This window comes from Ruegeria sp. BA12 (assembly GCF_056539625.1).
The window spans coordinates 307,008-330,433 of the sequence record NZ_JBQFVF010000004.1; the positions used below are offsets into that span (position 1 = coordinate 307,008).

Annotated in this window: 23 protein-coding genes; 13 read left to right on the forward strand and 10 right to left on the reverse strand. The window is 59.6% G+C overall.

Annotated elements, in window-relative coordinates:
- Window positions 1–78: 78 nt before the first annotated feature.
- Window positions 79–1,419 carry a M16 family metallopeptidase gene (locus tag ACR0B0_RS11040; protein ID WP_480647771.1) on the forward strand — a complete coding sequence of 447 codons (1,341 nt, stop codon included), beginning with the start codon at window positions 79–81 and terminating at the stop codon, window positions 1,417–1,419.
- A complete protein-coding gene (locus ACR0B0_RS11045; RefSeq protein WP_480647773.1) occupies window positions 1,416–2,726 on the forward strand; it encodes a M16 family metallopeptidase in 1,311 nt (436 codons plus the stop codon). Before ACR0B0_RS11040 ends, ACR0B0_RS11045 begins: the two co-directional genes overlap by 4 nt.
- A gap of 21 nt (window positions 2,727–2,747) precedes the next feature.
- Here ACR0B0_RS11045 and ACR0B0_RS11050 read toward each other — a convergent pair whose 3' ends face one another.
- Genes ACR0B0_RS11050 through deoC form a run of 3 tightly spaced genes read right to left on the reverse strand, consistent with a single transcriptional unit; the run spans window position 2,748 to window position 6,930 of the window.
- Window positions 2,748–3,563 carry an SDR family oxidoreductase gene (locus tag ACR0B0_RS11050; RefSeq protein ID WP_170515957.1) on the reverse strand — a complete coding sequence of 272 codons (816 nt, stop codon included), beginning with the start codon at window positions 3,561–3,563 and terminating at the stop codon, window positions 2,748–2,750.
- A 24-nt stretch (window positions 3,564–3,587) separates the two neighbouring features.
- Complete coding sequence (locus ACR0B0_RS11055) at window positions 3,588–5,921, reverse strand: aldehyde dehydrogenase family protein (protein WP_480647775.1); 2,334 nt, start codon at window positions 5,919–5,921, stop codon at window positions 3,588–3,590.
- Window positions 5,922–5,931: 10 nt separating this feature from the next.
- The gene (deoC, locus tag ACR0B0_RS11060; RefSeq protein ID WP_480647777.1) at window positions 5,932–6,930 is read right to left on the reverse strand and encodes a deoxyribose-phosphate aldolase; all 999 of its coding nucleotides are present in this window, start codon (window positions 6,928–6,930) and stop codon (window positions 5,932–5,934) included.
- Window positions 6,931–7,130: 200 nt separating this feature from the next.
- On the opposite strand from deoC, the gene ACR0B0_RS11065 reads away from it, so the two are divergent.
- From ACR0B0_RS11065 to ACR0B0_RS11090, 6 genes are all read left to right on the forward strand, one after another.
- A complete protein-coding gene (locus tag ACR0B0_RS11065) occupies window positions 7,131–8,084 on the forward strand; it encodes a metal ABC transporter solute-binding protein, Zn/Mn family (RefSeq protein ID WP_170349823.1) in 954 nt (317 codons plus the stop codon).
- A gap of 3 nt (window positions 8,085–8,087) precedes the next feature.
- A complete protein-coding gene (locus ACR0B0_RS11070; RefSeq protein ID WP_170349852.1) occupies window positions 8,088–8,891 on the forward strand; it encodes a metal ABC transporter ATP-binding protein in 804 nt (267 codons plus the stop codon).
- A gap of 3 nt (window positions 8,892–8,894) precedes the next feature.
- Window positions 8,895–10,100, forward strand: a complete 1,206-nt coding sequence (locus ACR0B0_RS11075; protein WP_480647779.1) for a metal ABC transporter permease — start codon at window positions 8,895–8,897, stop codon at window positions 10,098–10,100.
- A complete protein-coding gene (locus tag ACR0B0_RS11080; protein ID WP_170349825.1) occupies window positions 10,097–11,026 on the forward strand; it encodes a metal ABC transporter permease in 930 nt (309 codons plus the stop codon). The genes ACR0B0_RS11075 and ACR0B0_RS11080 overlap by 4 nt, the downstream gene beginning before the upstream one ends.
- Window positions 11,027–11,309: 283 nt before the next feature.
- Window positions 11,310–13,169: a DNA mismatch repair endonuclease MutL gene (gene mutL, locus ACR0B0_RS11085; RefSeq protein WP_480647781.1), complete on the forward strand. Its 1,860-nt coding sequence runs from the start codon at window positions 11,310–11,312 to the stop codon at window positions 13,167–13,169.
- A 52-nt stretch (window positions 13,170–13,221) separates the two neighbouring features.
- The gene (locus tag ACR0B0_RS11090) at window positions 13,222–14,451 is read left to right on the forward strand and encodes a DNA recombination protein RmuC (protein ID WP_170396503.1); all 1,230 of its coding nucleotides are present in this window, start codon (window positions 13,222–13,224) and stop codon (window positions 14,449–14,451) included.
- 3 nt (window positions 14,452–14,454) lie between these two features.
- Here ACR0B0_RS11090 and ACR0B0_RS11095 read toward each other — a convergent pair whose 3' ends face one another.
- The 3 genes from ACR0B0_RS11095 to ACR0B0_RS11105 are packed head-to-tail and all read right to left on the reverse strand — an operon-like array spanning window position 14,455 to window position 16,232.
- A complete protein-coding gene (locus ACR0B0_RS11095) occupies window positions 14,455–14,859 on the reverse strand; it encodes a hypothetical protein (protein WP_480647783.1) in 405 nt (134 codons plus the stop codon).
- Window positions 14,860–14,914: 55 nt separating this feature from the next.
- On the reverse strand, window positions 14,915–15,565 hold the full coding sequence (locus ACR0B0_RS11100) for a ChrR family anti-sigma-E factor (RefSeq protein WP_170376149.1): 651 nt from the start codon (window positions 15,563–15,565) through the stop codon (window positions 14,915–14,917).
- A 10-nt stretch (window positions 15,566–15,575) separates the two neighbouring features.
- On the reverse strand, window positions 15,576–16,232 hold the full coding sequence (locus ACR0B0_RS11105; RefSeq protein WP_480647785.1) for a sigma-70 family RNA polymerase sigma factor: 657 nt from the start codon (window positions 16,230–16,232) through the stop codon (window positions 15,576–15,578).
- 146 nt (window positions 16,233–16,378) lie between these two features.
- On the opposite strand from ACR0B0_RS11105, the gene ACR0B0_RS11110 reads away from it, so the two are divergent.
- The 5 genes from ACR0B0_RS11110 to ACR0B0_RS11130 all read left to right on the forward strand — a co-directional run bounded on the left by ACR0B0_RS11110 (window position 16,379) and on the right by ACR0B0_RS11130 (window position 19,391).
- Window positions 16,379–17,152, forward strand: coding sequence for a DUF1365 domain-containing protein (locus ACR0B0_RS11110; RefSeq protein WP_170360677.1), 774 nt, complete (start codon window positions 16,379–16,381; stop codon window positions 17,150–17,152).
- A gap of 86 nt (window positions 17,153–17,238) precedes the next feature.
- On the forward strand, window positions 17,239–17,556 hold the full coding sequence (locus tag ACR0B0_RS11115) for a DUF3775 domain-containing protein (protein ID WP_170326413.1): 318 nt from the start codon (window positions 17,239–17,241) through the stop codon (window positions 17,554–17,556).
- A gap of 115 nt (window positions 17,557–17,671) precedes the next feature.
- A complete protein-coding gene (locus ACR0B0_RS11120; protein WP_480647787.1) occupies window positions 17,672–18,751 on the forward strand; it encodes a hypothetical protein in 1,080 nt (359 codons plus the stop codon).
- 159 nt (window positions 18,752–18,910) lie between these two features.
- Window positions 18,911–19,147: a DUF1127 domain-containing protein gene (locus ACR0B0_RS11125; protein ID WP_170349833.1), complete on the forward strand. Its 237-nt coding sequence runs from the start codon at window positions 18,911–18,913 to the stop codon at window positions 19,145–19,147.
- A 43-nt stretch (window positions 19,148–19,190) separates the two neighbouring features.
- Window positions 19,191–19,391 (forward strand): DUF1127 domain-containing protein, encoded by a 201-nt coding sequence (locus ACR0B0_RS11130; protein WP_170360670.1) that lies wholly within the window; start codon window positions 19,191–19,193, stop codon window positions 19,389–19,391.
- 100 nt (window positions 19,392–19,491) lie between these two features.
- Here the strand turns inward: ACR0B0_RS11130 and ACR0B0_RS11135 are convergent, their stop codons facing one another.
- Genes ACR0B0_RS11135 through ACR0B0_RS11150 form a run of 4 tightly spaced genes read right to left on the reverse strand, consistent with a single transcriptional unit; the run spans window position 19,492 to window position 22,990 of the window.
- Window positions 19,492–20,634, reverse strand: a complete 1,143-nt coding sequence (locus ACR0B0_RS11135) for a saccharopine dehydrogenase family protein (RefSeq protein WP_480647789.1) — start codon at window positions 20,632–20,634, stop codon at window positions 19,492–19,494.
- Window positions 20,635–20,637: 3 nt separating this feature from the next.
- Entirely contained in the window at window positions 20,638–21,693 is a 1,056-nt protein-coding gene (locus ACR0B0_RS11140) for a saccharopine dehydrogenase (protein WP_480647791.1), read from the reverse strand.
- A 14-nt stretch (window positions 21,694–21,707) separates the two neighbouring features.
- Complete coding sequence (locus ACR0B0_RS11145; protein WP_170349853.1) at window positions 21,708–22,322, reverse strand: glutathione S-transferase family protein; 615 nt, start codon at window positions 22,320–22,322, stop codon at window positions 21,708–21,710.
- 17 nt (window positions 22,323–22,339) lie between these two features.
- The gene (locus ACR0B0_RS11150; protein WP_170360664.1) at window positions 22,340–22,990 is read right to left on the reverse strand and encodes a histidine phosphatase family protein; all 651 of its coding nucleotides are present in this window, start codon (window positions 22,988–22,990) and stop codon (window positions 22,340–22,342) included.
- Window positions 22,991–23,426 lie beyond the last annotated feature (436 nt).

Below are 23,426 nucleotides of genomic sequence, written 5' to 3' on the forward strand. Positions count from 1 at the left end.
TAACTTTCCGTCATCACCCTTGAACCTGCGCACCACAACCGTAGTTTGAACACCATCAAACGAAACGGAGGACGCCCCATGGTTCGGGCCCTGGCATTATCTGCCGCCCTGTTCGCCGCCACCCCTTTGCTTGCCAAGGAAGGGCACGAGGCGGTTACCACTTTCACGCTGGATAACGGCATGGATGTCGTTGTGATCGAAGATCACCGCGCCCCGGTCGTGCAGCACATGGTCTGGTATCGCGCCGGATCTGCGGATGAGCCTGTTGGTTCGTCCGGCGTGGCGCATTTCCTGGAGCATCTGCTGTTCAAGGGCACCGATACGCTGGCACCGGGCGAGTTCTCCGCTACCGTCGCCGCCAATGGTGGCAATGACAATGCTTTCACCTCCTATGACTACACTGCCTATTTTCAGCGCGTAGCTGCCGACCGGTTGGAGTTGATGATGCGGATGGAGGCGGACCGGATGCGCAATATCCGCCTGAGCGAAGAGGATATCGCAACCGAGCGTGACGTGATCCTTGAAGAACGCAACCAGCGTACCGAAAACAGCCCGCGGGCGCTTTTTGGCGAGCAGATGAGCGCGTCTCAGTACCTTAACCATCGTTACGGCGTGCCGATCATCGGCTGGAAGCACGAGATGGAGACGCTGGACATGGAGGATGCGCTGTCCTTCTATCAGACCCATTACGCGCCCAATAACGCCATTCTGGTGGTGACCGGCGATGTGGAGCCGGATGAGGTCAAAACTCTGGCCGAACAGTATTATGGCGTTATCCCCGCCAACCCGGACTTACCTGAACGCGTACGTTCCCAGGAACCGCCACAATCGGCCGAACGTCGCCTGACCTTCAAGGACGCGCGCGTTTCGCAGCCTTACGTCCAGCGCAGCTATCTCGCGCCCGAACGGGATGCCGGTGCGCAGGAAAAAGCCGCCGCGCTGTTCCTGCTGGCCGAACTGCTGGGGGGCAGCACCACGTCCTACCTGAACGAAAAACTGCAATTCGAACAGCAAAAGGTCGTTTATACGGGTGCCTTCTATCGCGGCGTCTCGCTGGACGACACGACCTTTGATCTGCTGGTCGTCCCGGCCCAGGGCGTGTCGCTGCAAGAAGCCGAAGAAGCCATGGATCAAGCCGTCGCCGACTTCATCGCTGAAGGTGTGAACGAAGAAGACCTTGACCGGATCAAGATGCAGCTGCGCGCCGCCCAGACTTTTGCGCGCGATAATGTGGACGGGATCGGCAACCGCTATGGCCGCGCCCTGACCAGCGGCTTGACGGTCGAGGATGTACAGGCGTGGCCCGATATCCTGCAGGCCGTGACCGGGGAAGAAATCATCGCCGCCGCCCGTGAGGTTCTGCAGCCCGAGGCGTCGGTCACTGGGTGGCTGATGCGCGACGATGAGGTGACGCAATGAAACGGATTTTTTCAACCCTGATCGCCTTTGTCATCGCGCTGCCTGCTTGGGCTGAGATCGAGATCGAAGAGGTCACCTCGCCCGGCGGTATCACCGCATGGCTGGTCGAGGATCACTCGATCCCCTTCACCGCGCTGGAACTACGTTTTCGCGGTGGCACGTCGCTGGATGAGCCCGGCAAACGCGGCGCCACCTATCTGATGAGCGGTCTGATCGAAGAAGGCGCAGGTGACATGGACGCCCGCACCTACGCGCGCGAGTTGGAATCACTGGCGGCCTCGTTCCGGTACAACGCGTCGGATGATTCCGTTTCGATTTCCGCGCAATTTCTGACTGAGAACCGGGGCGAAGTCATCGACTTGTTGCGCACCACGATCCACGAGCCTCGGTTCGATGAAGACGCGGTTGAGCGCGTGAAGGCGCAGATTCTGTCCGGGCTGCGCTCGGACCAGACTGACCCCAATGACATTGCCGGGCGCAATTTTGCACAGATGGCATATGGCGATCACCCCTATGGGTCTGAGGGCAAAGGCACGATGGAAAGCGTCAGCGCATTGAGCCGTGATGATGTGGTCACCGCCTATGACAATGTGTTCGCCAAGGACCGCCTCTATGTCGGTGCGGTGGGCGATATCACAGCCGATGAGCTGGGCGCGTTGCTGGACACGTTGCTGGCGGATCTGCCCGAGGCGGGCAAACCCATTCCGGGCCGTGCTGACGTGGACATCCCCGGTGGCGTCAGCGTGGTCGAGTTCGATACGCCGCAATCCGTGGCCCTGTTCGGCCACGCGGGGATCGACCGGGACGATCCGGATTTCTTTGCCGCTTTTGTTCTGAACCACATTCTGGGTGGCGGTGGTTTTGAGAGCCGCCTGATGCAGGAAGTGCGCGAAAAGCGTGGCCTGACCTATGGCGTCGCGACCTATCTGGTACCCAAGGATCTGGCTTCGGTCTATCTGGGCTCGGTGTCCTCGGCCAATGACCGCATCGCCGAAGCGGTCGAGGTGATCCGCGACCAGTGGGCGCGTGCCGCGACCGAAGGTGTGACTCAAAAAGAGTTGGACGACGCCAAGACCTATTTGACCGGAGCCTATCCGTTACGGTTTGATGGCAATGGCCCGATCGCCGGGATCATGGTCGGTATGCAGATGGAAAACCTGCCCATCGACTATATCGCCACCCGCAACGACAAGGTGAACGCGGTGACGTTGGACGAGGTGAACCGTGTGGCCAGTGAATTGCTGGACCCCGAGGGGCTGCATTTCACTGTTGTCGGCAAACCCGAAGGTTTGGAAACCACAAACTGATCAAAGGGGGCTGAGCAACGCTCAGCCCTTTTTCCCCGCTGCGCTGCGCAGCATCTGCCCCATCATCTGCCCGAACTTGCCGGACCCGCGCTGATACAGCGCGCCATCAACGGACAGAACTGTGCCACTGATATAGCTGGCCATGTCCGAGCTGAGGAACAGGCAGGCATTGGCTACATCCTGTGTATTTCCCCAACGCCCCAGCGGCACATCGCGGCGCAGTTCCTCGTGGGCGTTTTCCGTTGGTGCCAGACGCCGCGCGCCTTCAGTTCCTTCAATAAATCCTGGCACCACCGAGTTCACGCGGATGCCTTCGACCCCCCATTCCATCGACAGGGTGCGGGTGATCTGATCGACCCCGGCTTTGGCCGCGCAAACATGGGCTTGCCCTTCGTAGGGCAGAAACGCCTGTGGGGCCGAGATATTGATTATGCTGGCGCCGGGGCGTTTGAGGTAAGGATAGGCCCCCTTCATCACATGAACGGTGCCCATCAGGTCGATATCCACCACGGTCTTGAACGCATTGACCGACATTTCGGAGGTCAGCGCCGGGAAATTCCCCGCTGCGCCAGAGACCAGAACGTCGAAATCACCCAAGGCGTCATGGAATTGTTTCAGCCCGTCCGCCACTGCCTGCGCATCGCGCACATCAAAGGCTGCGCCAACTACTTCGGCTGCGCCGGCCTCTTTTAGCGCGGCAAGCGTGTCATCGACCTTGTCCTGCGACCGGCTGGCAACGGCCAGTTTGGCCCCCGAGGCCGCAAACGCCTCGGCAATGCCGCGGTTGATGCCGCTGGTGCCGCCAATGACGATGACGGTCTGTCCTGAAAAATCCATGTGGGCCTCCCTAAAACGGGAGCCCTACTCGCCGTAGGGCACCCAGATGTTTTTCACTTCGGTTGCAGCCTGCAGGAAGCGGCGCGAATGGTCCACGCCCCAATCAAATGCCGTCGCGTTATTGACCCAGGTCCGTTTCAAATTTCCGGCCGAAACGACCTCGATCTCTTGTGAAAGATCAGTGGACGAGAACGACCAGACCGCATCGACGTTCAGGTGTGAGGCCAGCGGTTTCGCCAGTTCCACGTGGCTGCCGGTCAGGATGTTGACCACACCTGCGGGCACGTCGGACGTCTCAAGAATCTGGTAGAAGTCGGTTGCTGTCAGCGGATAGGGCTCGGACGCGACCAGAACTGTCCGGTTACCCATAGCGATCGCCGGGGCCATGGCCGAGACCAGACCCAGCAAAGGTGCCTCATCCGCGCACAGCGCGCCGATGACGCCAACGGACTCTTTCATGGCAATGGCAACGCCCCGGATCGGAACGCCATGCACTTGACCGTCATATTTGTCCGCCCAGGCGGCAGCGGTGAACAGGCGCTGGATCGAGGCCTCGACCTCTTTTGCACCGTCCTTCTTACCGGTCATGGCATCGAGACGAGCCGCGAATTCATCAGCACGGGCCGACAGGTTTTCACCAATGTAATACAAGATCTGCGCCCGCAGATGGCCGGTGGTTTTAGACCAGCCCTTGGCGCCCGCCGCAGCCTCAACCGCGTTGCGGACGTCTTTGCGGTTGGCCAGGCCCACATGGCCCAACAGGCCGGATTTACCCCAGACAGGCTTGGAATAGCCACTATCGGGTCTTGCCTGCTTGCCGCCGACATACATCTTGGCGGTGCGGTCGATGGGATCAACCGGAGCACCTTCGCCCAGGGTCGCCTCAACCTTGGCCAGCGGTTTGACCTTGCCCTTGGGCTTGGTATAGGCCGCCAGACCTTCCCAACCGCCTTCACGGCCAAAGCCGCTTTCGCGTACACCGCCGAATCCGGCGGCAGCATCGAACAGGTTGGTGGCATTGACCCAGACCACGCCCGCGACCAGTTTGGGCGCAATATCCAGTGCAAGGTTCACATTCTCGGTCCAGACCGTCGCGGCCAGCCCGTAGCGGGTGTTGTTGGCCAGCTCGACCGCCTCATCCGGAGTGCGGAAAGTGGACGATACCAGTACCGGGCCAAAGATTTCTTCCTGCATCAGCGGGTCTGAGGTTTCGAGCCCCGAGATCAGCGTCGGTGGGTAATAGCACCCATTGGCGGGCAGGTCGCAGGCCGCCTGATGAACGTGACCGGCGGTGTTGCTTTCGACCATGCTCTTGATGGTCTGCAACTGAACCGGGTCCACCACCGCGCCCACGTCGATACATTTGTCTAGAGGGTCGCCAATGCGCAGCTTGTCCATCCGCGCGCGCAGTTTCTCGTGGAAGCGGTCGGCGATGCCTTCCTGCACCAACAGGCGCGAGCCTGCGCAGCAGACTTGGCCTTGGTTGAACCAGATCGCGTCGACCAGACCTTCAATGGCTGAATCGATATCGGCGTCGTCAAAGACGATGTAAGCAGACTTGCCACCCAGCTCCAGAGTCAGTTCTTTGCCTGAGCCCGCAGTGGCTTCGCGGATGCGACGGCCCACAACGGTCGAGCCGGTAAAGGCGATCTTGTCCACGTCTGCGGAAACGATCATTTCGCCCACGGCACCGTCGCCGGTGACGATGTTGACCACGCCTTTCGGCAAACCGGCCTGGGAGCAGATATCAGCGAACAGCAGCGCGGTCAGTGAGGTGTATTCAGCCGGTTTCAGAACCACGGTGTTGCCCATCGCGATCGCAGGGGCGATTTTCCATGCCAACATCAGAAGCGGGAAGTTCCACGGAATGATCTGCCCGCACACACCCAACGCCTGCACATCGGGCAGCTCGCTTTCCATCAGCTGCGCCATGCCCGCGTGGTAGTAGAAATGCCGCTGCGCCAACGGGATGTCGATGTCGCGCGATTCCCGGATCGGCTTGCCGTTGTCGAGGCTTTCCAGCACGGCAAACAGGCGCGCGTGTTTCTGCAACAGCCGCGCAATGGCATAGAGGTATCGCGCACGGCCCGCACCGCCCAGCTTTTCCCATTTCGGTTGCGCCTTGCGGGCGGCGGCAACGGCTGCGTCCACATCGGCCTGTTTGGCTTGGGTCAGCTTGGCCAGCACCTCTCCGGTCGCGGGGTTACGGCTGTCAAACCCTTTGCCGGGCTTGGTAAAGGCGCCGTCGATATAGTGACCGAACTTGTCGCCCTGATCGACCAGCCAGGCCAGCGCCTCGGCTGCGCTTTCCGGTGCGGGGCCGTAATCCATGGTTTCGAAGATTTCTTTGACTGTCATTGTTCTGCCCTCAGCCCATGGAGTGACGGTAACCGGCGGAATACGCGCCCGTCACATAGTGTTCCAACTGCCGTTCAATATCGCCCAGCAGCGACGACGCACCAAAGCGGAACAGGTCCGGCTCCAGCCAGCGGTCACCCAGCTCATCCTTGATCAGCGACAGGTAAACCAGCGCGTCCTTTGCTTTCGAGATGCCACCCGCAGGCTTATAGCCAACGCGATACCCGGTGCGGTCATAATAGTCGCGGATCGCGCGGATCATCACCAGCGACACGGGCAGGGTGGCGTTGACGCTTTCCTTGCCGGTCGAGGTCTTGATGAAGTCCGCCCCGGCCATCATGCAGACCAGCGAGGCGCGCGCGACGTTGCGCAGGCTGCCCAGCTCTCCGGTGGCAAGGATGGCCTTTACATGCGCATCACCGCAAGCCACGCGAAAGGCTTTCATCTCATCATACAGCGCCTGCCAATCTCCGGACAGCACGTGGCGGCGCGAGATGACGATGTCGATCTCTTCGGCGCCAGCTTTTACGCTTTCTTCGATTTCGGCTACACGCAGGTGGAACGGCGAAAGGCCCGCCGGGAAACCGGTTGACACAGCCGCAACCGGAATGCCGGTGCCTTTCAGCGCCTCAACCGCCGTGCCGATCATGTCGTGGTAGACGCAGACAGCCCCGGTGGTGATCGGCGGCATGTCCAGCGCCTGCAATACCGAAGGTGCCACCGGTTGACGCGCCTTGGCGCACAGGCGCCGCACCCGGCCCACGGTGTCATCGCCGGACAAGGTGGTCAGGTCGATCATGGTGATCGCCTTCAACAGCCACGCGGCCTGATACTCTTTTTTAACCGAGCGGCGACCGGGCAGCGTCGCGGCCCGGCGTTCGATGGCCGAGGTATTGGCCTGCACGGCGCGTACCCAATCCAGATCAAGATCCATGCCGGGGTTTCTGGGTTCGGTCACTTGCGGCAGATGCGCGGTGCGCACGGGGCTTTCTGAGCTCTGCGTATCCATAGTCACGTCCTTTGGGAGGTTTGCGCCAAAATCGCACGAGCCGCACGTAAAGGGAAGGTGCAGCAAGGTTCGATCTGCAAATTTTTTGACCAAATGGACAAAAATAGGCATTTTCTTGCGAATAATTCGCAATAGCGTTGACTTAGTTGCGAATGGTTCGCATATTCATTCTCAACAGGACACCAAATCGGGATCTGACTATGATTCGTCGCAGCTTTCTTGCAGCGCTGGCATTTGCGGCTGCTTTGCCTCTGACGGCTTGGGCCGAGACACCACTGAAAGTGGTCGCAACCACCGGTATGATTGCTGACGCCGCGCGTCAGGTGGGCGGGGACCAGGTCGAGGTGAAGGGCCTGATGGGTCCAGGAGTCGATCCGCATGCCTATCGCCAGACCCGCAGCGATATCGTTGCGATGACCCGTGCGGACCTGATCCTGTGGCACGGTCTGTATCTGGAAGCGCAGATGGAAGATTTCTTCCATGACCTCGGCCGCAAACGCACTGTGGTGGCCGTGGCTGAAGGGATCGACAAGTCCAAACTGCGTGGGCATGACGATTATGCCGACAAATACGACCCGCATGTGTGGATGAGCCCGACCCTGTGGCGTGATGTGGTGATTGAGGTGCAAGAGGCCCTGACCGCAGCGCGCCCCGAAGCGGCGGATATTTTTGCCGCTAATGCGGAAGCGCATTTGGCCGAGCTTGATACGCTGACCACCTATGCCAATCAGGCGCTTGCAGCTGTTCCCGAAAACAACCGCGTGCTGGTCACCGCGCATGACGCCTTTGGCTATTTCGGCGCGGCTTACGGCTATGAGGTGATGGGCATTCAGGGCATCTCGACCCAATCTGAGGCCGGGCTGAACCGGATCGGAGAGCTGGTGGATACGTTGGTCGATCAGCAGCTGACAGCGGTGTTCGTTGAAAGCTCGGTCTCTGACCGGTCGATGCGGGCGCTGATCGAAGGAGCTGCTGCCAAAGGTCACGACGTGGGTGTGGGCGGCGAGCTGTATTCCGACGCCATGGGAGAGCCTGGCACGTATGAAGGCACTTATGTTGGCATGTTGGATCACAACATCACTGTCATCGCCGGGGCGCTGGGCGCGGATGTGCCTGATCGGGGTATGAACGGCAAACTATCGGCGGGGTTTTGAATGATGCTGGAACTGGCCGCTGATCAGGGTGTTTCAATTACCGGGCACAGTTTGGACGAGAGCCCTCTGGCCATTCGCGGATTGACCGTTTCCTATGGCCAGAAACCTGCGGTGTTCTCGGTGGATATGACCGTGCAGACCGGTGCGATGACGGCGATCATCGGACCTAATGGCGCGGGGAAATCGACCCTTCTCAAAGCCGCATTGGGGATCGTATCGCCGCTCTCCGGGCAGGTCACTGTCTTTGGCAAACCGCTGGAGCAGCAGCGTGCCCGCATCGCCTATGTCCCGCAGCGCGCCAGTGTGGACTGGGATTTCCCGACTCGCGTGATCGACGTGGTTCTGATGGGCCTGTCGCGGCAGTTGGGCCTGTTGGGCCGCATTCGAGCCCGACATATGTCGCAGGCCATGGATTGCCTGAACCGGGTTGGCATGCGCGACTTCGCGGATCGTCAGATTGGCCAGCTTTCCGGCGGTCAGCAGCAACGGGTTTTTCTAGCCCGCGCATTGGCGCAAGAGGCTGATCTTTACCTGTTGGACGAACCTTTTGCCGGGGTCGATGCGGCCACAGAAAAGGCCATCATCGCGGTTTTGAAATCGCTGAAAGAGGCGGGCAAGACCGTCGTTGTCGTGCATCACGATCTGGCCACCGTTACCGATTATTTCGACCACGTCTTCCTGATCAACACCCGTAAGGTGGCCGAGGGAACAGTGGCCGAGGCCTTTACCGCCGAAACCCTGCAATCGGCCTATGGGGGCCGTCTGGCCACCGCGCAGATCGACCAGATCTCACGCGCGCTGGGGTAAATCATGCTTTGGGATGCTCTGAGCCTGCAGCTTGGCTATAACGCCACGCTGGTTGCTATTGGTGCGACCTTGCTGGGCGTATCCGCCGGGGTGACCGGCACTTTCCTGTTTCTGCGCAAACGCGCGCTGGTCAGCGATGCGATCAGCCATGCGACCCTGCCCGGCGTGTGCCTGGCCTTCATGGTGCTGGTCGCTTTTGGCGGCGATGGACGCAATCTGATCGGTCTGCTTGCCGGATCGGCGATCTCGGCCTGGATTGGTCTGCTGTGTATGAACTGGCTGACCCGGTGCACGCGGCTGGCCGAAGATGCTGCCATCGGCGCGGTGCTGTCAGTTTTCTTCGGATTTGGCATCGTACTGCTGACCGTGATTCAAACCATGGGCGTTGGTCGTCAGGCGGGGCTCGAAGGGTTCTTACTGGGCTCCACTGCCGGGATGTTGTGGGCGGATGCGCTGATCATTGCGATTGGCGGGGCAGCGACGCTTGTTCTGGTGATGATCATCCGCCGTCCGATGACCATGGTGGCGTTTGACCCGGAATATGCCGCCGCACGGGGTCTGCCGGTGCATCGGATTGATCTGGCGATGATGGGATTGGTGATGGCCGTCACCGTTGTCGGGTTGAAGATCGTCGGGCTGATCCTGATTGTGGCATTGCTGATCATACCGCCCGTGACCGCGCGGTTCTGGACCGACCGCTCGGACCGAGTTGTTTTGCTCGCTGGTTTGGCGGGTGGGTTGGCCGGGTATCTGGGCGCGGCCCTGTCAGCCTCGGCGCCGAACTTGCCAACCGGTCCGATCATTGTGCTGGTCAGTTTTGGCTTTTTCGCGCTGTCCCTACTGTTTGCACCTGTTCGCGGTGTTCTGGCGGCGGTGTTGCAACATCTGAGATTCCAGCGTCGGGTGCATATCCGCCAAGGATTGCTGGCGCTGGCGCAAGGTCAGAAAATCTATGAACCGCTGACCCTGCGCCTGCTGAAACGCGCTGGCTTGGCCCGCGCCGATGGTGTTGCCACGGAGGCTGGCAAGGCCCGTGCCGCCAAGGCGCTGCGCGACGAAAAACGGTGGGAAATCGTACGCGCGGATCAGGCGCATGAGGCGACGGCGGCGCTTTATGACGGGCTGCGCGATATCGAAACGGTGCTGACCCGCGATCAGATCGCGGATATCGACCGCCTGATCGGTGGCCCGCAGGAGGTCCGGCCATGAGCGGTGAAGAATTTGTCCCCCTGTCCCTGACGCCTCTGTTGATCGGGATCTTCGCCGCCATCGCCTGCGCCCTGCCGGGGAATTTTCTTGTACTTCGCAAACAAGCCCTAATTGGGGACGCAATCAGCCACGTGGTGCTGCCCGGCATCGTTGTGGCCTTTCTGCTGACCGGAGCGATCTCGACCTGGCCCATGATGCTGGGCGCGGCGGGTGCGGCCATTGTTGCCGTTGTGATGATCGAGGCGATCCGGCGGCTGGGCCAGATTGAACCCGGTGCTGCGATGGGCGTGGTGTTCACCACCATGTTCGCAGGCGGTGTGCTGCTGCTGGAGCAGACCGATACCTCGACCGTGCATCTGGACGTGGAACATGCGCTATATGGCAATCTGGAAAGTCTGATCTGGCTGGATGCCGTGGGTTGGTCATCGCTGTTGGACCTGACGGCTTTGGCCGGGCTGCCGCCGGAGCTGCCGCGGATTGCGCTGACGCTGGTCGGGGTGGTCCTGTTCATCTGGCTGTTCTGGCGCCCGCTGAAGATTTCGACCTTCGACGAAGGCTTCGCACGCACCATCGGCATTCGCACCGGCGCGCTGGGTATGGCGTTGGTGATCGTGGCTGCAATATCGGCCGTGGCCGCGTTTGATGCAGTGGGGTCAATTATCGTGATCGCCATGTTCATTTGCCCCCCGGCGGCGGCGCGGATGATGACAAATCGGCTGGAAACCCAAATCGCCTGGAGCGTCATTTTCGCCAGCGTGTCGGCAATATCGGGCTATGTGCTGGCGGGCTACGGGCCGCTTTGGTTGGGCAGTACGGATGCGGTCAGCGCGGCGGGGATGATCGCAACCATGTCCGGCCTGATCCTGGCCTGCGCCGCATTGTGGGGCCCGTGCCGCTCCCGCGCCGGAGCGCCCCAAGCCACTTGACACGGCGCTTTCCCGCTGTTGGTCAATGCGAGGGGTCGGCTGAAATTCGCCCAGACGCCCAGCGAGGACAGAGTTAATGATTGTCGCGCCACGTTTCGTGTTAGGCCCGCCGCAATAAATTTCTGAATGACCACCACTCACTTGGATCGTTCGGACAATCGTGGCAAGGTTTGCCGTCTGTTGACATCGGCACAGCGCGATTGTTCGAACGCCCCCTCCCTCCTAAAAATAGGATTGCCAAATCAGTGGCAGAATCGTGTGCGCATATGCTAGGTCTGGTGGTATGGTGCAGGCAAACCCCAATATCAGCGAAATCCGCCCCGTAATCCGTCAACTTGACGATGCCGCAATCAACCGCATCGCTGCGGGTGAGGTGGTGGAACGTCCCGCCTCGGCTGTCAAAGAACTGGTGGAAAACGCCATCGACGCCGGATCAACCCGGATCGCCATCGATATCGCTGATGGTGGCAAGACGTTGATTCGCGTCACGGATGATGGGTGCGGGATTTCGGCGGACGATCTGCCACTGGCCCTTTCGCGCCACGCGACATCCAAGATCGACGGGTCGGACCTGCTGAACATTCACACGTTCGGCTTCCGGGGCGAGGCGCTGCCATCGCTGGGTGCGGTTGGGCGGCTGAACATCACCAGTCGGGTGCCGGGGTCAGATGCGGCCCAGATATATGTATCTGGTGGCAAGATGGAGGCGGTGAAACCCGCCGCCTTGCGTACAGGCACGGTGGTCGAGCTGAGGGATCTGTTCTTTGCCACGCCCGCTCGGCTGAAATTCATGCGCACCGACCGGGCCGAGGCGCAGGCGATCACTGATACGGTCAAACGTCTGGCCATGGCCGAGCCCGCCATCACTTTTACGCTGCGCGATGTCTCGGGCGGGGGTGAAGGTCGCGTGACCTTTCGCGCCGATCGCGAAAATGGCGATCTGTTCGATGCGTTGCACGCCCGTCTGGCCCGCGTGATCGGGCGCGAGTTTGCCGAGAACGCATTGCAGATCGATGCCACGCGCGAAGGCATTCGCCTGTATGGCTATGCTGCCTTGCCGACCTATTCGCGTGGCGCAGCAGTGGCGCAGTATCTCTTCGTCAACGGCCGTCCCGTGCGCGACAAGATGTTGACCGGTGCGTTGCGGGCGGCCTATTTCGACTTTCTCAGCCGCGACCGGCATCCGGCGGCGGCGCTGTTCATCGATTGCGACCCGATGCTGGTGGATGTAAATGTTCACCCGGCAAAGTCTGAGGTTCGGTTCCGCGATCCCGGCGTGGCGCGGGGGCTAATCGTCTCGGCCTTGCGGCATGCGTTGGCCGAGGCGGGGCACCGAGCGTCCTCGACCGTGGCAAATGCAACGCTGGGCGCGATGCGGCCCGAACCGGCACAGCCCACTCCCGCCCGGGTGTATCAGATGGATCGTCCTTCGCCCGCAGCCCGGCAGGCCGCGTTTCACGCGCAGGCGCCGGGTTTTGCCGAACTGTCCCGCGATTATAGCGGTAGCATCGTGGAGGCGGCTCCGCCAGTTTCGACCACAGCAGAAGAGCCCCCGATGCAGGACCTGCCCTTGGGTGCGGCGCGCGGGCAAGTACATGAGAACTACATCATTGCCCAGACCGCTGATGGTATGGTGATCGTCGATCAGCACGCCGCGCATGAGCGTCTGGTTTATGAAAAACTAAAAACCCAGATGGCCGAGAACGGCGTCGCGGCGCAGGCACTGCTGATCCCAGAAATTGTCGAGCTGTCCGAAGGCGACTGCGCGCGTCTGATGGCAGTTGCAGATGACCTGTCGCACCTTGGGTTAACGCTGGAACCCTTTGGCGGCGGCGCCATCGCCGTGCGCGAAACGCCTGCCATTCTGGGCGAGGTCGACGCCCGCGCGATGATCCTGGATATTCTTGATGAACTGGCCGATCAGGGCGAAAGCCAAACGGTGCAGGCGCGGATCGAAGCGATCCTGAGCCGGGTGGCCTGTCATGGCTCGGTCCGGTCTGGCCGCCGGATGCGAGCCGAGGAAATGAATGCCCTGCTGCGGGAGATGGAGGCGACGCCCCATTCCGGCCAGTGCAATCACGGGCGACCCACTTATGTGGAACTGAAGCTGAGCGACATCGAACGCCTGTTCGGGCGCAGTTGATCCCGGCGCTTCGCCGGGTTATGAAGAATAAAACAAGAACATCCGAGGCGACATGATCGAGATTGCTGGCACAGAAATGGCTTTGAACGACCCTGTGGTGCTGATCGCGGGTGGAGTGGTGGCATTGATTCTGCTGCTGCTATTCCTTTCCTTGCGGGCAGCCAACCGTTCCGCCCGAATGGCAGAACCGCTGGTGCGGCAGATGGCGCATTTGGGTCAACACGTGCAGCAACTGGGGCAGGGCCAGGAACAGTTGCGCGGTGGTTTGCAGCATGTGTCGGATACACAGGCCAATGCGCAGGTGCAGGTGATCCAGACGGTTGAATCGCGCCTGTCCTCGGTGCAGCAGCAGATGAATGACCGGTTGGCAGACAATGCGATGAAATCCGCTCGGGCTTTGGCCGAGATGCAGGAGCGAATGAAGGAATCGCTGCATGGCTCGTCGAAACAGACCGCGACGTCTCTGACACAATTGCAGGAACGTCTGGCCGCCATCGACAAAGCGCAGGACAATATCACCAAGCTGTCGGGCGATGTGCTGTCGCTGCAGGATATCTTGTCGAACAAGCAGACACGCGGCGCGTTTGGGGAGATTCAGCTGAACGATATCGTCTCCAAGGCTTTGCCGTCAGACAGTTTCCAATTGCAGGCGACCCTGTCGAATGGTCGCCGCGCAGATTGTCTGATCCACTTGCCGAACCCGCCGGGACCGATTGTAATCGACAGCAAGTTTCCATTGGAGGCGTATGAGGCACTGATCGGCTCGACCAATGATGCCGAGTTGAAAGCGGCGGTTCAGATGTTCCGCAGCACCGTGCGCAAGCACATCAACGATATTGCCGAGAAGTACATTCTGGACGGCGAAACCGCCGACGGCGCGCTTATGTTTCTTCCGTCCGAGGCGGTATATGCCGAGTTGCACGCCAAATTCCCGGAACTGGTGCAGGAGAGTTTCAGCAAGCGAGTCTGGATCGTTTCCCCCACCACCTGCATGGCGACGCTGAACACGATGAGAGCGATCTTGAAAGACGCGCGTATGCGAGAACAGGCGGGGGCAATCCGCAAGGAACTGGGCCTGTTGCACAAGGATGTGGAGCGTCTGGGGGACCGTGTTTCGAACCTTGATCGCCATTTCGGACAGGCAGCCAAGGATATCTCGGAAATCAAGATCAGCGCCGAAAAAGCCGGGCGTCGGGCACAGCGGTTGGACAACTTCGATTTCGAAGAGCTTGCCCCGGACGACCACAATAATGTGGTACCGCTGGGCAAATCCGAAGGCTAGGCTTTACTGGATCGACAGATCCAGATTGTAGCCGACTGTCTTATCAGTATCCCGATCATTGCCCATCAGATAGACGCGGATCGTATAATCTCCGTCTTCGGGCAGGTCGATGCGGGCGGTGTTGCCATCGAAAGAGCCGTTGTAGATCGCAACGCCGTCACTGCCGGGTGGCAGGATGTTGAAGTAAATCACGCCATTGCCATTGGTGTCGCTGACCTTGAGATCGGCGAACATTTCCTGACCAGCCTGCGCGCCCAACATGTAATCGAAATACTCGTTGCCGGTAATTGCCCCATTCACCATCGTGCCGAAATTGCCGGGCTCGAATTTTACTTCTGCTGCACGCTGCGCCCAGGCCGTGCTGGTAAGGCTTGCGATCAATGCAGTCAGTATCAGATGATTTCTCATGAAACGTCTCCCGAACCTATTGAAGGGTCAGTGTAGCACGAGCCACCCCAGTGTTTCAGATTCGCAAGAATGGTTGGAACAGGCGCGGCATCAACTTGGTAAACTTCAAAGGCGCGTCAGTCACGGCCAGACAGATGCAATCCTCTGAGATATCGGCCGTCGGCGTGTGGTGCAGGCTTTCATCCGCAATCTCAACATCTCCACGACCGAAATGGTCGACCTCATCCGAGAACGCACCTTGCAGAACCATCGTCAGTTCCATGCCGTTATGGCTGTGATCGGGCACGGCCGCACCGGCCGGAATGAATAGCAGGCGGGCGGTGGCCTCGCTCGTGGTGGGTAGGATCGCCTGTTTTACACCCATGCCGATGGATCGCCATTTGATGTCATTCACATCGCCACCGACATAATCCTGCAAGGGCGCGGGCAGAACCGTGCATCCCGGACGTGCGGGTTTTGCAATCGGGGCTCCCTGAGCGATCAGCGCCATGGTTGCGGCTAGAGACCCATCGCTCATGCTGGTAGGGCTGTCCTGCTCTTGCAGAACACATCCGCCCACAGCGTCAAAGCTTTCGGCCCGGGCGCGGCAGTGGTCACACAGGGACAGGTGTGTTGCCACCATCAGGTCGAACGCTTCGGGCAGGTTGCCCGCGGCGTAGGCCATCAACAGATCGTCTGTCAGGTGATGTTTGATATCGTTGCTCATCTTCGTCATCTCAATTCATCGCATGGCGCAAGCGGTCCAGCGCCAGCCGTATCCGTGATTTGATCGTACCCAACGGCAACCCGGTCTGAGATGCGATTTCTCGATGGCTCAGATCACCAAAATAGGCCTGTTCGATCAGTTGTCTTTGCGCCTCGGGCAACGCCGCCATGGCGTCGCGCAGCTGCGCGGTTTCCTGTTGCAGCGCGACCACGTCGTCCTGATCTGGTTCCGCCTCAGGCCCCCACCACAGATCCTCGGGTTCGGGTCGGCGTTGTTTGCGCAGAACGTCGATGCGCTTGTTTCTTGCAATCGTGAACACCCAAGTGGCCACGGTCGCACGAGTGGGATCGAACAGATGCGCCTTGTGCCACAAGGTCGCCATCACCTCTTGCGCGCATTCCTCGGCCAGCGCGGCGTCGGACCCTGACTTAATCAGAAACGCCTTGATGCGTGGCGCGAAGTGTTGGAAAAGCTCGGCAAAGGCCGCCTGATCCTTCGCGTCCCGAATGCGCCTGACGTGGCTCACCCACTCAGTTCTGGTTTCGCAACTGCCATCCGCTTTGTTCACCGGCTTGCCCCTGATGCGTTTGCTTGCGCGCCGAGGTTTCAGTGTTGGCCTTTCGGCCGCCGGTTCATCCAAGGTCACGGTATCGATCTCGGTAAACATAACCACATTACGCAGCCCAGCCCAAGACGGATCACTTTATTTGCTGTTTTTGATCCGGGCCGCGTCAAATATCGTACTATCTGATAGAAACACATGAGGAAAAGAATGCCGCCGGAACGGTTTACACGAAGATCGGAGAAAACTGCGTGAACACGGTCGACCATATTGCAGGCCATACCTTTCACGGGCGCAAGGGCGCGATCCAGAACGCTTTTCGTTATTCCGTCGACTACATTTTGCTGGATCCGGAAAGCCACCCGGCCACTCCGGCGCTGTTTTCCCTGAACCGGACTAATGTCACCAACTGGCGGGAGCGCGACCATGGGGGTGAGCCAGGGCAGGGGCGCGGTGCGGCCTGGCTGCGGGAGCAGTTTGACCAGATGGGCGTGACCCAACCGGATCACGTGACATTGCTGACCCAGCCGCGAGTGTTCGGCCATGTGTTCAATCCGGTCAGCTTCTGGTTTTGCTTTGATGTTGACGGCCAGCTTTACGCCGTGGTGGCCGAGGTCACAAACACCTATGGCACGCGCCACAGCTATCTGTGCCACACCCCCAACTTTGCCCCGATCCGACCCTCGGACCGGATCGTGGCGGACAAGCTGATGCATGTCTCGCCGTTTCAAAAGGTCGAAGGGTCTTATACCTTCCGGTTTGACTATCGCCCGGACCGAGTGGGTGTCTGGATCGATTACGGGCGCGACGATGGTGGGCTGATTGCAACCCTGACCGGACGGCGGGCTCCGCTGACCAATCGCACGATCCTGTGGTCTTTGCTGCGCCGACCTTTTGGTGCGCGCCGCGCGTTTTTCCTGATCCTGTGGCAGGCGGTGAAGTTGAAGGCGAAAAAGGCCCGGTTCCGCCCGTTTCGTACAGCCCCCATTCCCGACCACCCGGTTTCCCGCATTCGCGAGCCTTAAGCTGGCATAGTTTGCGTAAGATCAAAGACTCAGGCGCCGTGGGGTGGTTGTGCTAGGATGAAACCGCGAACACGAGGAGTTGGGTCATGTTGGAAATCTCGGCAAGAAAAATCGCTCAGGTCGCCATGATGGGGCGTGAATTGAACCGCGCCGAGGGCGAACTGCGCGCCTTTATCGACCGTATGGGTGAGGACGAGCAGGCCGAGCTGGTTGCTGTCATGTGGATCGGACGCGAAAGCTTTTTCGCCGAGGATCTGGCCGAAGCCATCGCAACCGCAAAATCCGAGGCCTCGACCCCCTGCGCCGATTATCTGATCGGCACACCACACCTGTCGGATCACCTAGAAAACGGTCTGGATGCGCTGGGGATTTCAGCCGAGGACGTGGAAAACGATCTGATGTAGGCCGGTTTGAACGAAGCGCCTTTTCCCCATGCCTGGCGGTCATCAAATCCGACCGCCAATTCGGCGACGCAAAGAACAGTTGCAGCAGGGCCGTAAACCGGTGGATGCTCGAACCATGCGACTCGATTGGCGTATTCTAGTGGGACTTGTGTTTGCCGTGGCCAGCATGGCCGCTCCGCGCGTTTCGAACGCCTGTTCGGTTTGTACAACATTGCCGGAATACTCTCTTGCAGACCGTATTCTGTCCGCGCGTGTGATTGTTCTGGCTGCGCCGTCGCCGACCAATCCCTTTAAGTACGCCTCGGTTTCCGTGCTGAAAGGCGCGCCCGCGCAGCTAGAGACCCTGCCGGATATCCCATTCCTGGTTGACAGCGTGACGCGATCAGCCTTCCGCGTCGACCCTGAAAGAGCTGTTTTGATGATCTACGGCAGCGGATCTGTGGACAAGTCAGGCCGCAGCTTCGCAAGCGCCTGGTCCAAAGGTTTCCTGATGACGCAAGAGCGGGCAGCTTTTCTGGAAGCGGTGCGTTTTCAGGGTAAACACTGGATCGTCGGAAAGACGGCTAACCCTTCACGCGTCACTTTTTTTAGCCAATATCTGACGCATGAAGACAGGCTGTTGCGCAATGCCGCGCTTGCAGAGGTTCATCGCGCACCGTATCCGATTGCCCGACAGGTGCGGGACGTTGTGTCAACCGCGTCTTTGTTGCAGGAGTTGCGCGATGTAAATCGCCTTGCATATGCGCCGGCTGTCATTCGGTTGTTAGGTATGCAATCCGATCCTGCCGCGCAGGCATTCGTCCGACAGCGGTATAAGCCTGCGTTGCGTGCCGGTGACCGGAACATAACGGATTGGGCGCTGGCCGGGATCGAGGTGGACGGCGCAGACGCAGTAGAAGCGATTGGGCAGGCGTTAGCGCAGGCGAACTGGTCGCCAGAAGATAAGCCGAAGCTAATTCAGGTTCTTGCCGTTGGCGGTTCCACATGGCCGGAATTGCAAGAACAAATACTGGAGATTTACAAGCTTGAGCTTGAACGCAGCGCGGAACTGGCAGGCTGGATCGCCTTGTCTGTACGGACATGGGAAACGGATGCATTGACGGCGTCGTTCAAACAAGTTTTGGCGCGTGAAGACCTTGATGCCGCGGTTTTGTTTCTGGTTCAAAACGCGCTGGATATTAGTGATTTTGATTAAATTATTTTATTTCAGCTGATTACACCTGACCGTGCCATGTTGTCGGCGTCTGGTCCTGCGAAGATTAAGCGGATTTAATCCAACCCTCCGACGCTTTTAACCCCGAACCCTTTTCTCTGTTTCAACGACAAACGCAATTCAGAGTTAAAGGAGAAAGTCATGGGATACGCACAAACAGTTACCCCGCAAAAGGGGCTCTTCTTCGGTCTGTTCTCGAATTACGCCGAAGCACGGGTCGAACATTTTCGCCGCGATATCTTTGCCAAATCCGTTCGGGCACTGGAAAACCTCAGTGATCGTCAATTGGCAGACATCGGCATCCCACGCAGTGAGATCAAGCAACGCGCCTATGAGAGCGTTTATCACAAGAAGCCTTACTCGGGCACCGCACACTGATCCACTGGCCGCGCCGAATATCGTAAATTACTTGGAGGAGAAAATGTTTGATTTTAACCCAAATCGCGACCAGTCGATAAATGCCAGTTCCGTGTTGTTGTTCGACCGGGCGATGCGGTTGCAGGCGATCAGTTCCAGCATCGTACGCGCCGCACAAGATCTGAACCGCTTGAACGATTCCGAACTCGCCGAACTGGGCATCAACCGCAGTGATATCGAAACCGTAATCGATCGCTATATCTAACGGATCACCTAGCAAGACAAACCAAAAGCCATTCCGATATTTCGGGATGGCTTTTTTTAACCTTTAAGCGGCCCATTCTCGAACGGGCGGTGTCAGCCGTTCATTTCAACTGGTCTACGATCTGAAGATGCTGAGCCAGCGTGTCGACTTCGGCCATCCAGTCCTGTACCAGTTTCGGGTCACTGGGGGCGGCGTGGACGCCGGCTGGGATGGCGCGGTTCAGGACCGCCTCGACCGCAAGCGACACCGGGATCGACACCAGTCGCGCCATGGCGGTGCCACGCGCGTCACCCCAGGCGTCCATCACATAGGTCTTGTGCCAGATCGGGATGCCGTCTTTTTCCGCCTTCAGCCCGACGCACAGGACCACGCGGTCGGGTTCGCCCTCATCATAGGCGTTTTCTTCCCAGAACTGGTCTGACATCTCTTTCAAGCGCGCGTCACCTTCGGGGCCGGACAGGGTTTCGATTTCGCGGAATACATCAGACCACGCATCGGCCCAGCCGTTCAGGCGCAGGGTGCCGCGGACAAATTCCTTGACGGGCCAGTGCTTTTCAAAGTGGTACTGCTCCATGAACGGGATCGAGTCGCGGTTGGGGTAGACCTCAAAGCTTTCGGGCGTCGGCAGCGGCGCGATATAGCTGGTGATTGCGTCCCAGGGGCGGGCCACGTCCAGCGGGGCGTAATCGCGGATCGACTTGGACGGCGAACGCAGCGCCTTGAGTACCCCCAGCGGCGACCAGCTGAATTTATAACGGAACGGGTTGGGATTCTTCGGAATGCCACCGCAATACGAAATGAAGCTCAGGTGGTTCTGGGCATCGAACGCATCCGAGGCGCGGTAGTCATCGACCAGTGCATGCGCCATCAGGTGGTCTATGCCTGGGTCCAGCCCGACCTCGTTCACCAGTGCCACACCGGCTTCGCGGGCCTTGTCGTCCAGCGCACGCATCTCGGGCGCGATATAAGAGGACGAGACGAAATTGGCCTGTTTCGCGATGGCCAGTTCGGCCAGCGGCACGTGCCAGTCACCCGGCAGCATCGAGACGATCACGTCGCCTTTTTTCAGCACCGCACCCAGCGCATCGATGTCAAAGGCGTGGATGTCGTCGGTCAGGTCACCGACCTCGGCATTGGCTTTTTCGATGGTCCGGTTCCAGACGGTGACCTTGTGCCCGCCTTCAATAAGGCGGCGCAGGCCGGGGATGGCCGACAGGCCGGTGCCACACCAATGAATCGTCATCGCTCAGAATCCTTCGATATGAGTGTTATAGGTCGCCGCCGCCCGGCCCCAGACACCGGCGTTCAGATTGGTCAGGGTCAGCAACGAAGGCAGCAATTGCGTGGCATAATCTTGCGAGCTTTCGACCGGCAGCATTGACGGAAGGTTGTCGATGGCCATCACGTCCATCACCGGATCAGTCGCCACACGCAGGGCAGGGGCGTCCCAGGAGGTTGCACGGTCATAAACGGGCACCGGATTGTAATCGCTATCGGGGTCGCAGGCCACATCGCCAATAGCGGTCAGCTTGCGCGGCGCGGTCAAAGCCTCACGCGGTACAAAGACCGGGGTGCCGGGGCGCGCAAAGATGCAGTTCAGGAACAGATTGTGGTCAAGGATTTCCGGGAACGGTCCGCCGCTAGACGTTTCGGCCATGTCCCATTTGGCAACGCTGACCCCCATGGCCTCGCATAAGTCTGCAGCCCCGGTGCCCACTCGGCCCAGAGCGCCAATGACAATGGCGCGGGGGCGAGTTGCGCCCGTTGCATCCAATTCAGTCAGCAACTCCGCGTTCAGCGCGTCTTTGCTGGCATACACACCGACCGGCGGGCATTGCTGACCTCGTTGCTGCGCTGCCCAGGTCTTAAGCGTCACAGCAGCGCCCGCATATCCAGCCCAATAGCCGAAGGCGGCGACGCGGAGGCCGGCTTCGTCCACCAGATATTCCAGATCATAGAGCGTTCCGCCGCCGGCCTTGAACCGCGCAAGCAGCGCACGACCTGAATGCTGGCCTTTGTAGGCGTGGCCGAACATGATGTGGCGGTGGGGCAGGGGCGTACCGTCTTCGGGCAGTTCCTTGAGGCCAAAGATGATCGCATCCAGTGGTGCCCGGGGCCAGGAGTTTTCGGGCGCGATCTCGCATCCGACCTCTCTGTAGCCATCAATCGGGATTGCGCGCACGGAACTTTCCTCAACCGTCACGCGGATGCCGGCTGCGATCAGATCAGCAGCGCCTTCGGAGGTCAGCCCGACCCGTTCTTCATTCGGGCGTTGTTCTGCCCGGACCCAAAGATGTGTCATGCGTTATCCTTTTGTCAGAGCATTCCGGCGGCGCGCACCGCCTGAACCGAAGAACGTGCCTCCATCGCCGCGCGGAAGGTCAGAATTTTGGGAAAGGCCGAGACGTCGACGCCGTCGACTTCCAGCCAACTGCAAACCACATAGAGATAAGCATCTGCCAGCGAGACGGCCTCGCCCAATACAAACGGCCCTCGCAACCCGTTGGAAGAGATATAGTCGCAGGACGCGGTCATGTTCTGTGGAACCTTGTCCGTCATGTCTTTCCAGCTGGATTTCTTGTCGGCCCAGCGGGCGCCGCGCAATTTGTGCGCGTGGTTCACATGCATGGTCGAGGCCAGGTAATACATCACCTCGCGCATCCGGGCGGCCATGACCGGATCGGTGGGCACCAATTCGGCTTCGGGCGCCTTGGCCGCGACATATTCCAGCAGAGCGCCGGTTTCGGTCAGGATACCGCCATCAACCACCAGTGCCGGAACCCGGCCCTTGGGGTTGATTTGTTTATAAGCTGGTTTCGTTTGTTCTCCCCCAGCGAAATCCAGTTGGATCGCTTCATACTCTAGCCCGGCCTCTTCCAACGCAATGGCAACAGCGACCGAGATTGTGCGGGGGGCATAGTATAGCTGCATCATAATGGCCTCCGAGGTCAAAGGTGAGTTTGCGCGTATTGCCTGTCGGGCGAGTCCAGGTGCGGCACCGCATTGAACAGAACCGGGCTTAGCTGCGCGCCGATCGGGTGCAGGCGATGCAGCGACGTGTTCATGATGGCCAGCGCCACCCGTGCCATCGCCGGGATATCCAGACCCATCGCTTGCCGTACCACCATTGAAATCAACCCGCCCGAAGTCACAACGATGGCCGGCCCGCCCTCGGTTCCAATCTCGCGCAAAGCGTCCGAGACACGGGTTTCGAACTCGGCAAAGGTTTCGGGCGTATCCGTGATCTCACCCCGGGCCCAGGCGGCAAAGGTGCGGGGCAGATGTTCGACAAAGCCCTCTCGGTCGGTGGGGATCGCCACGCCGTGCTGCTGTTCATATAGTTGCGCGATGGTGAAATACTCGATCTCATTCAGGCGTGCGTCCCGGATTGGGTCAGGCAAGCCCATGCTGGCCGCAGTTTCCACATGTCGCTGCAACGTGCCGCAATAGACCCGCGGGTAATGGGCGCGCGTATCCTGCAGGTGCGCTCCCAGCCAGCGGGCCTGCTGATGGCCCAGATCGCTGAGCCTGTCGTAGCTTTCTTCATCCCGTGCGGTGGTGTTGGCCTGTCCGTGACGCACCAGTGTAATATGTGACATTGCAATTCCTCTTGGGCGAAGTCTTAGGGCAGGATTTGGATAGGGGCCAGAGGCGTTTGTCAGGGGGCGGGCAAAAACCGACCCTCGTCAAAGGTTTTGCGTGTTCGTTTTCAGACCCGCGATTTCGCGATGTGATTGTTGCCCAACGGAAAATAGTTTCCTATACGATACAAGGCCGCTGCATGCGGCTGTATACGCTTTGTATCGGCTATCATGGCAAATCCTGTTGACTCGCAATAGCGTCCCGGGAACCTTGGTGTTGATTGTAAAAGGGTTGCCATTGCAGACCGCACGGTGATCTTTCAAAACGGCATTCGAAAGGCCCGGATTATGAGCACCGAACCGAAACGCACTCCTCTCTACGATCTCCATGTTGAGTTGGGAGGCAAGCTGGTTGATTTTGCTGGGTGGGAGATGCCTGTTCAGTATCCGCTGG